The organism is Streptomyces sp. NPDC002623, from assembly GCF_053592635.1.
This window is the reverse complement of sequence record NZ_JBSFWB010000002.1, coordinates 300,085-312,744: the sequence shown is the minus strand read 5'-3', so window position 1 is coordinate 312,744 and position 12,660 is coordinate 300,085. Positions and strand designations below refer to the sequence as shown.

Annotated in this window: 10 protein-coding genes; 4 read left to right on the top strand and 6 right to left on the bottom strand. The window is 72.2% G+C overall.

What is annotated here, in order from left to right; translation table 11 throughout:
* Positions 1-99 precede the first annotated feature (99 nt).
* Entirely contained in the window at positions 100-1,218 is a 1,119-nt protein-coding gene (locus ACWD4O_RS04090; protein WP_451277190.1) for an ABC transporter ATP-binding protein, read from the top strand.
* Positions 1,219-1,398: 180 nt separating this feature from the next.
* Positions 1,399-2,475 carry an ABC transporter ATP-binding protein gene (locus tag ACWD4O_RS04085; RefSeq protein WP_451277727.1) on the top strand — a complete coding sequence of 359 codons (1,077 nt, stop codon included), beginning with the start codon at positions 1,399-1,401 and terminating at the stop codon, positions 2,473-2,475.
* Between the two features lie 49 nt (positions 2,476-2,524).
* Here the strand turns inward: ACWD4O_RS04085 and ACWD4O_RS04080 are convergent, their stop codons facing one another.
* A complete protein-coding gene (locus ACWD4O_RS04080; RefSeq protein WP_451277188.1) occupies positions 2,525-3,265 on the bottom strand; it encodes a class I SAM-dependent methyltransferase in 741 nt (246 codons plus the stop codon).
* Between the two features lie 145 nt (positions 3,266-3,410).
* Here ACWD4O_RS04080 and ACWD4O_RS04075 point away from each other — a divergent pair, with 145 nt between their 5' ends.
* Positions 3,411-3,917, top strand: a complete 507-nt coding sequence (locus ACWD4O_RS04075) for a DinB family protein (RefSeq protein ID WP_451277186.1) — start codon at positions 3,411-3,413, stop codon at positions 3,915-3,917.
* Positions 3,918-3,957: 40 nt separating this feature from the next.
* On the opposite strand, the gene ACWD4O_RS04070 is transcribed toward ACWD4O_RS04075, so the two are convergent.
* Positions 3,958-4,758, bottom strand: coding sequence for a HEAT repeat domain-containing protein (locus ACWD4O_RS04070; protein ID WP_451277184.1), 801 nt, complete (start codon positions 4,756-4,758; stop codon positions 3,958-3,960).
* 334 nt (positions 4,759-5,092) lie between these two features.
* On the opposite strand from ACWD4O_RS04070, the gene ACWD4O_RS04065 reads away from it, so the two are divergent.
* Complete coding sequence (locus ACWD4O_RS04065) at positions 5,093-8,428, top strand: BTAD domain-containing putative transcriptional regulator (RefSeq protein ID WP_451277182.1); 3,336 nt, start codon at positions 5,093-5,095, stop codon at positions 8,426-8,428.
* Between the two features lie 122 nt (positions 8,429-8,550).
* On the opposite strand, the gene ACWD4O_RS04060 is transcribed toward ACWD4O_RS04065, so the two are convergent.
* From ACWD4O_RS04060 to ACWD4O_RS04045, 4 genes are all read right to left on the bottom strand, one after another.
* On the bottom strand, positions 8,551-9,342 hold the full coding sequence (locus ACWD4O_RS04060; RefSeq protein WP_451277180.1) for an AfsR/SARP family transcriptional regulator: 792 nt from the start codon (positions 9,340-9,342) through the stop codon (positions 8,551-8,553).
* Positions 9,343-9,497: 155 nt separating this feature from the next.
* Complete coding sequence (locus ACWD4O_RS04055; protein ID WP_451277178.1) at positions 9,498-10,550, bottom strand: ABC transporter ATP-binding protein; 1,053 nt, start codon at positions 10,548-10,550, stop codon at positions 9,498-9,500.
* Positions 10,551-10,576: 26 nt separating this feature from the next.
* On the bottom strand, positions 10,577-11,614 hold the full coding sequence (locus ACWD4O_RS04050; protein ID WP_450948229.1) for an ABC transporter ATP-binding protein: 1,038 nt from the start codon (positions 11,612-11,614) through the stop codon (positions 10,577-10,579).
* A 54-nt stretch (positions 11,615-11,668) separates the two neighbouring features.
* Entirely contained in the window at positions 11,669-12,649 is a 981-nt protein-coding gene (locus tag ACWD4O_RS04045) for an ABC transporter permease (RefSeq protein ID WP_451277175.1), read from the bottom strand.
* Between the last annotated feature and the right edge of the window lie 11 nt (positions 12,650-12,660).

Sequence of the window (12,660 nt, the reverse complement as noted above, 5' to 3'; positions counted from 1 at the left end):
CACCCCAGCCTCTCCTCGACGCCGTCTATGCCTGCGTCGATCCACGCGCGAGGCTGTCCTAGGCCGGTTTCCGGCCCGCCTGTCGTGAGGGGGTTCGTCGTGACCACGGTGACCGAGGACGCCGGGGAGCCAGGGCCAGGGCGAGGGCGAGGGCGAGGGCCGGAGCCAGGGCCGGAGTCCGAGCTGTCCGGACCGGCCGACGCGGACGCGTTCCTCTCGGTACGGGACCTGCACGTCGGCTTCACCACGCAGGACGGCGTGGTCCAGGCCGTCGACGGGCTCTCCTTCGACCTCGCACGCGGCCGCACCCTGGGCATCGTCGGCGAGTCGGGATCCGGGAAGTCCGTCACCGGCCTGACGATCCTCGGCCTGCACAACCCGATGTTCACCGCCGTCGAGGGCGAGATCCTGCTGGAGGGGCAGGAGCTGACCACGGCCCGGGAGGCGGAGCTGGAGCGGCTGCGCGGCAGCAAGGTCGCGATGATCTTCCAGGACCCGCTCACCGCGCTGTCCCCGTACTCCACCGTGGGCCGGCAGATCGCCGAGCCGTACATGAAGCACCGGGGCGCCTCGAAGAGGGCCGCCCGGGCGCGCGCGGTCGAGATGCTCGACAAGGTCGGCATCCCCGACCCCCGGGAACGGGCGAAGGACTACCCCCACCAGTTCTCCGGCGGCATGCGGCAGCGCGCGATGATCGCGATGGCACTGGTCTGCGACCCCGATCTGCTGATCGCCGACGAGCCGACGACCGCGCTCGACGTGACGGTCCAGGCGCAGATCCTCGACCTGCTCAAGGACCTCCAGCGGGAGTTCGGCACCGCGATCGTCTTCATCACGCACGATCTCGGGGTCATCGCCGACATCGCCGACGACGTCATGGTGATGTACGCGGGCGGCGCGGTCGAACACGGGACGACCCGGCAGGTGCTGCACTCACCGCAACACCCGTACACCTGGGGCCTGCTGAACTCCGTGCCCCGGCTGCACTCGGACCTGGGCACCCCGCTCGCCCCCATCCCCGGCGCCCCGCCCTCGCTGCTGAACCCGCCGTCCGGCTGCCGGTTCCACCCCCGCTGCACCTACCAGCACCGGGTCGGCGGCGGCCGCTGCGTCACCGAACGCCCCCTGTCGGCCCCGGACCGCGCCGCCGCCTGCCACCTCACGGCGGAGCAGAAGCGGACCATCTTCCTGACCGAGATCAAGCCCCGGTTGGCGTAACCGGAGGAGGAGGACCCCGTGGAGAAAGAGGAAGCGACGCTCCCCGCCCCGCGCGAGGCCGACGCCGCGCCGGCTGAGACGGCCGAGACGGTCGCGACGGTCGCGACGGCTGAGGTCGCCGACCCGGCAGGCGCGGTCGACCCGGCCGACCCGGCCGACCGTCCCGTCGAAGGGGAGCCGTTGCTCGTCGTCGAGGGACTCACCAAGTACTTCCCGGTCAGGGGCGGCTTCCCGATCCGGCGCACGATCGGCCAGGTGCAGGCCGTGGACGGCATCGACCTGACCGTGCGGGTGGGCGAGAGCTTCGGCCTGGTGGGGGAGTCGGGGTGCGGCAAGTCCACGACCGGCCGGCTGATCACCCGGCTGCTGGAGCCCACGGCCGGCACGATCACGTACCGCGGGAAGGACATCGGCCACGCCACACGCAGAGAACTGGCGCCGATCCGCTCCGAGATCCAGATGATCTTCCAGGACCCCTACTCCTCCCTCAACCCGCGGCAGACGGTCGGCAAGATCGTCTCCGGGCCGATGGAGATCAACGGGATCCGGCCCGAGGGCGGCCGGGAGAAGCGGGTGCGCGAGCTGCTGGAGATCGTCGGTCTCAACCCCGAGCACTACAACCGCTTCCCGCACGAGTTCTCCGGCGGTCAGCGGCAACGTATCGGCGTGGCCCGGGCGTTGGCGCTGGAGCCGAAGCTGATCGTGGCCGACGAGCCGGTGTCCGCGCTCGACGTGTCGATCCAGGCGCAGGTCGTCAACCTGCTCCAGAACGTGCAGCGGGAGCTCGGCATCGCGTTCCTGTTCATCGCCCACGACCTGGCCGTCGTACGGCACTTCTCGCAGCGTGTGGCGGTCATGTACCTCGGGAAGATCATCGAGATCGGCGACCGCGAGTCCATCTACACCCGGCCGCGGCATCCGTACACCCACGCCCTGCTCTCCGCGGTCCCCGAGGCGAAGGTCACGGACGGGGAGGCGTCGGCGCGACAGCGGATCCGGCTCGCCGGGGACGTGCCCTCGCCGATCGCCCCGCCCTCCGGCTGCCGCTTCCGCACCCGCTGCTGGAAGGCGCAGGACAGGTGCGCGGCCGAGGAACCGCCGCTGGTCCGCATCCCGGGCAACCACGAGGGTCACTCGACGGCCTGTCACTTCCCCGAGGAGCCGACGATCGAGGCCCGCGAGGAGGACATCGTGCTGGACCCGGCGCTGGTGGCCCTGGAGGAGAGCGGGAGCAGGAACAGCCCGTCCGGCGATTGAGGCGAGGCCCGCACCGGCGACGCCCGCACCGGCGAGGCCCGTATCGGCCTCAGCTGTCCGGCGTCACCACGGTGATGATCTCCGGACTGGTCGAGGTCAACGGCCCCCGCCCCCAGTCCCCGTACTGCTCCACCACCCGCAACCCCGCCTCGGCGAGGAAGCCGGAGAGAGCCTCGGGGGTGAGGAAGCGGAGCGTGGTCCGGCTGACGCGGCGGCGGAGCCAGTCGCGGGACTCGAAGGTCTCCGTGAACGTGACCCGGTCGCCGGCCGGCGGGTCCTCGACCTCGTGCCAGACCCGTACGACACGGCCGTCCGGGTCGCTGACCTCGCGCACCCGGTCCGGGGTCCAGGTTTCCCAGGCCCGCGCCGCCGGGTTGCGGGTCTCGAACACGAACCGTCCGCCGTCGCCCAGGGCGGACCGGACGGCCCGCAGCGCGGTGCGCAGTTCGTCGTCGCCCAGAAGCGTCTGGAAGGCGTGGCCCTTCATCGTGACGAGGTCGAACCCGCCGTTCCACAGGTGGGTGCGGAGATCGCCGAGCAGCCACTCCACGCCGGGTGCCCGGCGCCGGGCCTGGACGAGCATCGCGGCGGCCGGGTCGAGGCCGGTGAGCCGCCCGGGGTGGCGGTCCGCGGCGGCCCGCGCGAGGAGCCGGCCGGTGCCGCAGCCGACGTCCAGCACCGCGTCGGCGGATCTCACCAGGTCCAGGTAGAAGTCGTCGTCCGGCCCCCACGGGTTGATGGTGTCGTAGAGGGAGGCGAGGGTGAGATCCGCGAACGAATGATCGACCACCGCGGCAGTCTGCCACACCCCGATGTGACATACGGCAAGATCCACAACATCGGAATCCCCGTCCGGAATCCCCTCCCGAGTCCCGTCCGGATCCCGTGCGTAATCCGCTCGACAGACGGGTGGGCGGGGGACATGCTCGTCCGCGATGACGAGAACAGACGACATGCCTCCCGCGTGGGACGAGCGGACCCAGCTCACCACCTACCTCGACTACGTCCGGGACACCGCCCGCGCCAAGTGCGAGGACCTCTCCGACGCGGACGCCCGCAAGGCGCCCCTGCCGGGTTCGCCGCTGATGACCCCGAGCGGCGTGGTCAACCATCTGCGCTGGGTCGAGTACTACTGGTTCCGGGTCGTGTTCCTCGGCGAGGAGGACGAGGGGCCGTGGACCGACGAGGACCCCGACCGCGAGATGCGCATCGCCGTCGATCTCCCGCTCGCGCGCGTGCTCGACGAGTACGCCGAACACGCGGAGAGCCACCGCGAACTGGTCGCCGGGCACGACCTCGACACCAAGGCACGCACGGCGACCCGCGACGGCCGTCATGTGGACCTGCGCTGGATCCTGCTGCACCTGATCGAGGAGACGGCCCGCCACAACGGCCACCTGGACATCCTGCGCGAACTGATCGACGGCCGGACGGGCGTGTAGGACAGGCCCGGCCACAGGCAACCGAACGCCCTCCAGTTTTCTACTCCTCTCGGATCGCCTCCACCGCCTCCCGGACCTCCGGGTCCGGGTCGGCGGCGAGGCGGTCCAGCAGGTCCGTGACGCCCGGGGTGGACCAGCGGGCCACCGCCCAGACCAGGTCCTCCCGCACCGAGGGGTCGGGATGCCCGGCCAGCGGCGCCAGTTCGGCCAGCGGGCCGCGCCCGCGCATGCCGAACCAGTGCAGCGCCTCCCGCAGCACGGCCGGGTCCCCGGGATCACCGGCCGCCGCGATCCGCGCCAGCAGCACGCGGGGCGGCGGGGGCGGGCCGTCCAGCGGGTGCGGCAGCCGTTCGAGCAGTCGGCGGGCGCCGTAGCCGCCGCGCACGCGGCAGCCGAAGCAGGTGCACGGCTTCGTTCCGTGCGCGTTCGGCAGATACCGCCAGCCGACCACCTGCGGCGCCTTGCGGATCCGGTGCACCTCGCGGGGCCGGATCGCCCGGGGCACGAACACCTCCCACCCGCGCGGGTCCTCCAGCGCCGCGATCCGCCGTACCGCCTCGGCGGCGGTGATCTGCGAGCCCTCGTCCCGGGGGCGGTCCCGGTAGTGGCCCGCCGACACCTCCTGGGCGTCGTCCAGCCGCACGTGGACGGCGACCAGCCCGCCCCGGCTGCCGAACCGGGCCAGCTCGCGCAGCCATTGGTGAGTGAGGGTGTACGACGGCAGCACCGGGAAGCAGTGCACCCCGCGCGCGCCGCCTTGCCCCTGACCGCTCGCGCGGATGCCGGACCGCCGGATGCGCGGCGCGTTCGCCGCGGACGTCAGGTGCACGAACATCGCCATGACACGCATGCTAGCGAGGGTTTCCGCTGGTCGGGCGGTGCTGAAAGGCGGATGAAAGAACGCCGAAGGAGCCGGGAAAGCCGGCCGGCCGAGACTGTTGGTGCGGGGCGGGCATCAACGGGGGAAACGCGGCGCCCGCCCCGCTTCACTTCACTCGGCCACCGCGCTCGGCCACCTCGCTCGGCCACCGCGCCGCGCCGCCCGGCGTATCGGCGACGGCAACCGCGGCCCTCGTCCGCCACATTGGCCGGAACCCGACCCCCGTGCATCCCAGCGGTCACCGTTGGTGAGGGTCGACGTTGCCCGGTCGTTGTCCCTGGACTACGTTCTGTGAATGCTCTCCCCACGGCCCCGGTTCCGCCTGCTCGGACCCCTGGACGTCGAGATCGACGGACGGGCCGTCGTACTCACCGGCCGGCAACGGGCGCTGTGCGCCGTGCTCCTGCTCCACGCCAACCACGTCGTCTCCGTCGACCGGCTGATCCAGTGCCTGTGGGACGACCGTCCGCCCGGCGCCGGCGCGGCCCGCGTACGGGCCCTCGTCGCCGAGGTGCGGCGCGCGCTCGGGCCCACCGGACCGGAGCTGCTGACCACCCGTCGGCCCGGCTACGTCATGCACGCGAGCCCCGACGAACTCGACCTGCTCGCCTTCGAGAACCTCATCAGGGACGGCTCCCGGGCCGCGGCCGACGGCGACTGGCGGGCGGCCCGGCGCAGCGGCGAACAGGCCCTCGCCCTGTGGCGGGACGAGCCGCTGACCGACCTGTCGGAAGTCGCGGTGCGCGAGGCCGAACGCCAACGCCTCGGCGAACTGCACCTCGTGGCCCGTGAGGGCATGGCCGAGGCCGAGATCGAGACCGGCCGGCACCGGGAGGCCATCGCCGAACTCCTCCGGCTGACCGCCGCCCACCCGCTGCGCGAACGCCCGCACGGCCTGCTGATGCGCGCCCTGCACCAGGACGGCCGCAGCGCCGAGGCCCTGGAGCTGTACACCGCGCTGCGCCGACGCCTGGTGGACGAACTCGGCATGGACCCCTCGGCCGACCTCAGGGAGCTGCACCAGCGCCTGCTGCGAGGCGGCGGCGACGCGGGCGGCGGCATCGCCGGCAGCGGCCCGCCCCGGCGCGCGCCGGCCGCCGCGCCCGAGCGTCCCGTGCCGCGCCAACTCCCGCCCACGCCCCGCCGTTTCGTCGGCCGCGGCCAGGAGCTCGACCGCCTCGACTCCTGCCTGCACACGGCCGAACCGCTCGCCGTGATCGTGGGACCGGCGGGCGTCGGCAAGAGCGCCCTGGCGCTCAACTGGGCCCACCGGGCCGCCGACCGCTTCCCCGACGGGCAGCTCTTCCTCGACATGCGGGGCTTCGACAACGCCGAGCCGATGACCCCCGAGGAGGCCCTGCCGCTGCTCCTCCAGGGCCTGGGCTGCGCCCCGCGCGACATCCCGCTGGGCGCCGAGGCGCAGACCGCGCTGTACCGGACGCTGCTGGCGGACCGCCGGGTGCTGGTCGTCCTCGACGACGTGGCCGACGCGTCGTACGTACGCCGGCTGCTGCCCGCCTCGTCGGGCTCACTGACGCTGGTGACGAGCCGCGACAAGCTGAGCGGCCTGGTCACCCTGGACGGCGCGTTCCGGGTCTCCTGCGACGTCCTCGACAGCGCCGCCGCCCTCGAGCTGATCAGCGGCGCGGTCGGCGCGGAGGCGGTGGCCGCCGATCCGGAGGCGGCCGCGCGGCTCGTCGAACTCTGCGACCACCTGCCGCTCGCGCTGTGCGTCGCCGGCTCCTGGATCGGCGACCGGCCAGGCAGTATCCGGGCATACGTCCGTGACCTCGCCGACCGGGGACGGCTGGCCCGGCTGCACGTCGAGGGCGAGGAGTCCGTCGCCGTCCGGGCCGCGCTCGACCTGTCCTACGGGGTGCTGCCGGACGAGGCGCGCCGGGCCTTCCGCTCGCTGGGCGTGCTGCCCGGCACCGGCCGGTCGGTGCCGGCCGCCGCCGCTGCCGCCGGGACGGACGAGCGCGGCCTGGCCGACCTGCTGCGGCTGGCCCAGCGCGTGCATCTGCTGCGCGACGTCGAGTACGGCCGCCCGGCCTGGCACGACCTCGTGCACGAGTACGCCCGCGACCGCACGGTCGCCGAGGACGCCCCCGCGGAGCGGGCCGCCGCCGTCACCCGGACCCTCGACCACTACCTCCAGAGCGTCGTCAACGCGGCCGCCACGGTCGGCCTGTACGTCATGCGCAACCGCCCGGACGCCGTCGAGGGCTCGCTGCCACGGGAGTTCGGCACGACGGAGGAGGCGTACGCCTGGTTCGACGCGGAGTGGGACGACATCGCCGCCGCGATCGGGCACGCCGCCGAGCACGGTCCCGCGCCGTACGTGTGGTGGCTGGTGGACGCGCTCCAGGACCTCTTCCACCACCGCCGTCCGCTGTCCGACTGGATGCGGCTGGCCACCCTCGCCCGGGAGGTGGCCGCGCGCAGCGGGGACGACGTCGGCCAGGCCTCCATGTGTCTGTCCCTGGGCAGCGCCCGCTGGCGCAACGGGGATCTGCGGGGCGCCCTGGCGGAGTACGAGGAGGCGGAGGAGCTGGCGCGCCGGGCCGGCTGGACGTACGGCGAGGCCGGCAGCCTCCAGGGCAAGGGCGTCACCCTCAAGCTGCTGGGCGAGCTGCACCGCGCACTGCCCTGCTACGACCGTGCCCTGGCCCTCTACCGCACCCTGGGGAACGTCAGGAACGAAGAGATCATGCTGATCAACACGGCCTCCCTGAACCTCACCCTGGGCCGCCTCGACGCGGCCGAGGAGGCGGCGTGCACGGCCCTCGACCTGATCGGCGACACGGCCCACCACAACCGTGCGATGGCCCTCGTCAACCTCGCCCTGGTCCGGCAGAAGCAGGCCCGGTTCGACGAGGCGACGGCGGCGCTGCGCACCTGCTTCCTCGTCTCCCGCGACTCGGGCTCCACCTACACCGAGGCGGTGGCCCTGGAGGCGCTGGGCCGGGTCCGCGCCGACACCGGCCGGGACGACCGCGCGCTCCTCGCCTACGAGGACGCCCTCGCCGTCTCCCGGCGGGTGGAGAACCGCAACTGCCAGGTCGACAGCCTGGTCGGGATCGCCTGCGTGAAACTGCGCGCGGGCCGGGCCGAGGAGACGGCCGAACACCTCGACGCCGCCTTCGAGATCGCCGAGCGCACCGGGCACCGCGCGGGCCTCGTCGAGGTCCTGCTGGCCCGCGCCGACCTGGCCCGCGCCCAGAAGCGCCCCGCAGAGGCCCTGGACTGCCTGGAGCGTGCCGAGGGCCTCGCGGCCGACGGGAACCCCCTCACCCTCCCGCGGGTCCATCTGGCGGCCGCCCTGGCCCTCCTGGACACCGACAGCGCGGCCCGCGCCGGCGCCGAGGCGACCCGTGCGGCCGGCCTGGCCCACGCCTCCGGTCAACGCCTCGTGCACGCGCACGCCGTCGCCGCTCTGGCCGCCGCGCACGAGGCCCAGGGGGATGCCGGGTCGGCGCGCACGGCCCGGGCGGAGGCGGAGTCGTTGTACCGGACGATCGGCCTTCGGCCCGAGCCCGACGCGCCGCTGCCCCACCACCGTCATCAAGAGCTCCCTCCGGACGCAGAATCCAGACTCACGCTGTACCTGACCGAACACTTCGACGGCTGAGACGACTGAGACCGCTGAGACGACTGAGACCGCTGAGACGGCTGAGGCACTGAGACGCCGGGGCGGGTAGCGCGGCCGCCACGGCCGGCCGGTCAGCCGGTCGGCCGTGGCAGCCGCTCGACTCACACGGCGGACGTCGCGTACGCGCTGCCGAGCCGCAGCCGCGGGTCGCGGGCGAGGATCCGTTCCTGCAGGGAGCGCAGTTCCGGACCCGGTTCGCAGCCCAGCAGGTCGACCATCCGCAGCCGCAGCAACTGGAAGCAGTCCAGCGCGTCCGCCTGGCGTCCGCCGCGGTGCAGGGCGAGCATCAGCAGGCCCGTGACCTTCTCGTCGAAGGGATGCATCTCGGCCAGCCAGTGCAACTGCGGCAGGCACTCCTCGTGCCGCCCCGCCCGCAGAAACAGCTCCGTGCTGCCGATCAGCGCCTCCCGGTGCTCGCGCCGCAGCGCCACCCGCGCCGACTCCGCCCAGGCCGTGCGGACGTCCGCCAGCGGCTCGCCCCGCCACAGCTCCAGGGCCCGCCCGTAGTGATCGAGGGCGAGATCGGTCTCCCCGCTCCGGGCGGCCTGCTGAGCCCGACGCACCAGACCCCGGAAGCGCGCGGTGTCCACGCTCTCCTCCTCGACGGCGAGGAGGTACCCGCCCCGCTTCCGCACCAGCTCGACCCCCTCGGACCGCTGCCGCCCGTCGGCCCGCAGCGCCTTCCGCAGCCGGGTCGCCTGGATGTACAGGGCGTCCCGCGGACGCTGGGGCCGGCGCTCCTGCCACACCCGCTCGATCAGCGCCTCGTCGGCCACGAAGCTGCCAGGAGTCCACGCCAGCGCCGCCAACAACAGCTTGGTCCCGTGCGGAAGCGGCAACTTGTCCCCCGACCGCGCCCGCGCCTCCACACACCCCAACAACTGAATTTCCATCACGCACCCCCGTACCTGGAACCACTCGAGCCACCACTGTGCGCACGAACTGTTCGGCTGGTGCATGGATACTGCACGGCCTTCGACACCCGAGGAACGCCGAAGGCCCGCGCCGGTGGGCGAGGGCCTTCGGTGCGCAGCGGTCGGGCTGCCGGCTACGCGTTCTTGGCGAGGCGGGCCGCCGGGACCGTCGCCGGGCCGGCGTCCGCCGCCTCCGCCGTCTCGGGGTAGTGGCAGGCCGTCAGATGGCCGGGCTTGTTGCCGGAGGCCTGTACCAGCGGCGGGGCCTCCGAGGCGCACTTGTCCGTGGCCTTCCAGCAGCGGGTGCGGAAGCGGCAGCCGGAGGGCGGGTTGATCGGCGAGGGCACGTCGCCGATCAGGCGGATGCGCTCGCGCGGGGTGTCCTCCACCGTGGTCTCGGGCACCGCGGACAGCAGCGCCCGGGTGTACGGGTGGCGCGGGTTGCCGTACAGGTCCTCGCGGTCGGCGATCTCGACGATCTTCCCGAGGTACATGACCGCCACGCGCTGCGAGAAGTGCCGTACGACGGCCAGGTCGTGGGCGATGAAGACGAACGCGATGCCGAGGTCCCGCTGGACCTTCTGGAGCAGGTTGACGACCTGCGCCTGGATCGACACGTCGAGCGCGGAGACCGGCTCGTCGGCGACGATCAGCTTCGGCTCCAAGGCGAGCGCCCGGGCCACGCCGATGCGCTGGCGCTGGCCGCCGGAGAACTCGTGCGGGAAGCGGTTGTAGTGCTCGGGGTTGAGACCGACGATCTCCAGCAGCTCACGGACGCGCTTCTCGCGCCCGCCGGCCGGGTTGATGCCGTTGATCTCCATCGGCCCGGAGACGATCTTGCCGACCGTCTGCCGCGGGTTCAGCGACGCGTACGGGTCCTGGAAGATCATCTGGATCTCGGAGCGGATCGGCGCCAGCTGTTTACGGCTGGCGTGCGTGATGTCCTGGCCGCGGTAGGAGACCGTGCCGCCCGTCGGCTCGAGGAGCCGGGTGATCAGCCGGCCCGTCGTCGACTTGCCGCAGCCGGACTCGCCGACCAGGCCCAGGCTCTCACCCTCGGCGACCTGGAAGTCCAGCCCGTCGACGGCCTGTACGGCGCCGACCGTACGCCGGATCGGGAAGCCGCCCTTGATCGGGAAGTGCTTGGTGAGCCCGGAGACGTCCAGGAGGGGAGCGGTGCTGCTCATGGTGGTGAATTCCCGTCTCTTGAACGTCAGTTCGCCGCGCTGTCGGCGAGGTCGGAGAAGTACTCGGCGCGCTGGGCCGAGGTGAGGTGACAGGCGGAACCCCGGCCGTCCAGGATCTCCAGGAGCGGCTGCTCCGTGGAGCACAGGCCCCCCTCGACCTTCTCGGCGAACGCGCACCGAGGGTGGAAGCGGCAGCCCGACGGCGGGTTCAGCAGCGAGGGCGGCGAACCGGGGATCGGGTTGAGCGGCACGTCCACCGGGTGGTCCAGGCTCGGCATCGAGCTCAGCAGGCCCCAGGTGTAGGGGTGTTGCGGGTCGCGCAGCACTTCCTGCTTCGTCCCGCGCTCCACACACCGGCCGCCGTACATCACCAGCACGTCGTCCGCGATGTCCGCGATGACGCCCAGGTCGTGGGTGATGAAGATGATCGCGGTGCCGAACTCCTGCTGGAGGTCCTTGAGGAGGTCCATGATCTGCGCCTGCACGGTCACGTCGAGGGCCGTGGTCGGCTCGTCGGCGATCAGCAGCTCGGGGTCGCAGACCAGCGCCATGGCGATCATCGCGCGCTGGCGCATACCGCCGGAGAACAGGTGCGGGTAGTCGTCCACCCGGATCTCCGGCTGGGGGATGCCGACCCGCCTCAGCATCTCGATCGAGCGGGCCCGCGCCTCCTTCTTGGAGCAGCCCGTGTGCTTGCGGTACGTCTCGCCGATCTGCCGGCCGATGGTGTGGTACGGCGACAGCGAGGCCAGCGCGTCCTGGAAGATCATCGCCATCTTGTTGCCGCGGAGCTTCTCCAGGGTCTTCTCCGAGGCGCCGTTCAGCTCCTCGCCGTCGAGGACGATGGAGCCCTCGACGTGGGTGCTCTCCGGGTTGTGCAGGCCCAGGATGGTCAGGTTGGTGACCGACTTGCCGGACCCCGACTCACCGACGATGCCCAGCGTCCTGCCGCGAACGAGGTCGAAAGAGAGGCCGTCGACGGCCTTGACGGTGCCGTCCTCGGTCGAGAAGTGCACCTTCAGGTCCTTGACGGACAGGAAGGGCTGCTGATCGGTGCTCGTCACGGGGACGCTCCAGTGGGGGTGATGCGAGGGGTAGCCGGCGGGTGTGGGTGGGGGTCAGGCGAGGCGGATACGCGGGTCGATGAGCGCGTAACAGGCGTCCACGACGATGTTGGCGAGCACCACGAAGGAGGCGGTGATGACCATGATGCCGAGCAGCATCGGCAGATCGCTGGTGAGGACGGACTTCACCGCCAGCAGGCCGACGCCCTGAACGCTGAAGGTCTTCTCCGTGATCATGGCGCCGCCGAGCAGCACGCCCATGTCGATGCCGAAGATGGTGACGATCGGACCCATCGCGCCGCGCCAGGCGAAGCGGAAGAAGACGGTCCGGCTGGACAGACCCTTGGCCTTGGCGGTGCGGACGTAGTCCTCGCTGAGCGTCTCGACCATCTGGGAGCGCGTCATACGGGTGTAGTTCGCGGTGAAGATCAGCGCCAGCACCAGCCAGGGGAGCAGCAGACCGTTGAACCAGGCGGCCGGGTTGTCGGTCAACGGGGTGTACGACGGCTGGTCCAGGATGTGCAGCTGGTACACGAAGACGTAGAGGGCCAGCGTGCCCACGAAGTAGATCTGCATCGACGAGGCGACCAGCGAGGAGCTGCTCGCGATCTTGTCGAGGGCCTTGCCCTGCTTGACGGCGGCCAGCATGCCCGTCCCGACGCCGAAGACGAGGAACACCACGGAGGCGCCGAGGGCGAGGGAGACCGTGGTCGGGAACCGGTCCATGATCGTGCCGAGCACGGGCTCGCGGTTGACGAACGAGTAGCCCAGGCACGGGGCGTCGCAGTGTCCGAAGGAGGCGAAGTCCCGGCCGGCGAAGACGCCCACCAGCCAGTGCCAGTACTGCACCGGCAGGGAGTCCGTGATGCCCATGTTGTGACGGATGACCTCGAGGGTCTCCGGGGTGCACAGCTTGCCGCAGGCCAGCCGGGCCGGGTCGCGCGGCACCGCGTAGAAGAGCATGAACGTGACCGCGCTGATGATCAGCAGCGTGATCGCGGCGCCGAGGAGTCGGCGGGCTAGGAAGCGAAGCATGGGGAGTGGCT

Coding starts and splice junctions, on each gene's coding strand:
- ACWD4O_RS04070 (WP_451277184.1), bottom strand. CDS start 4,758: ATGGCGATGTTCGTGCACCTGACGTCCGCGGCGAACGCGCCGCGCATC.
- ACWD4O_RS04055 (WP_451277178.1), bottom strand. CDS start 10,550: ATGAGCAGCACCGCTCCCCTCCTGGACGTCTCCGGGCTCACCAAGCAC.
- ACWD4O_RS04075 (WP_451277186.1), top strand. CDS start 3,411: ATGACGAGAACAGACGACATGCCTCCCGCGTGGGACGAGCGGACCCAG.
- ACWD4O_RS04045 (WP_451277175.1), bottom strand. CDS start 12,649: ATGCTTCGCTTCCTAGCCCGCCGACTCCTCGGCGCCGCGATCACGCTG.
- ACWD4O_RS04065 (WP_451277182.1), top strand. CDS start 5,093: ATGCTCTCCCCACGGCCCCGGTTCCGCCTGCTCGGACCCCTGGACGTC.
- ACWD4O_RS04060 (WP_451277180.1), bottom strand. CDS start 9,342: ATGGAAATTCAGTTGTTGGGGTGTGTGGAGGCGCGGGCGCGGTCGGGG.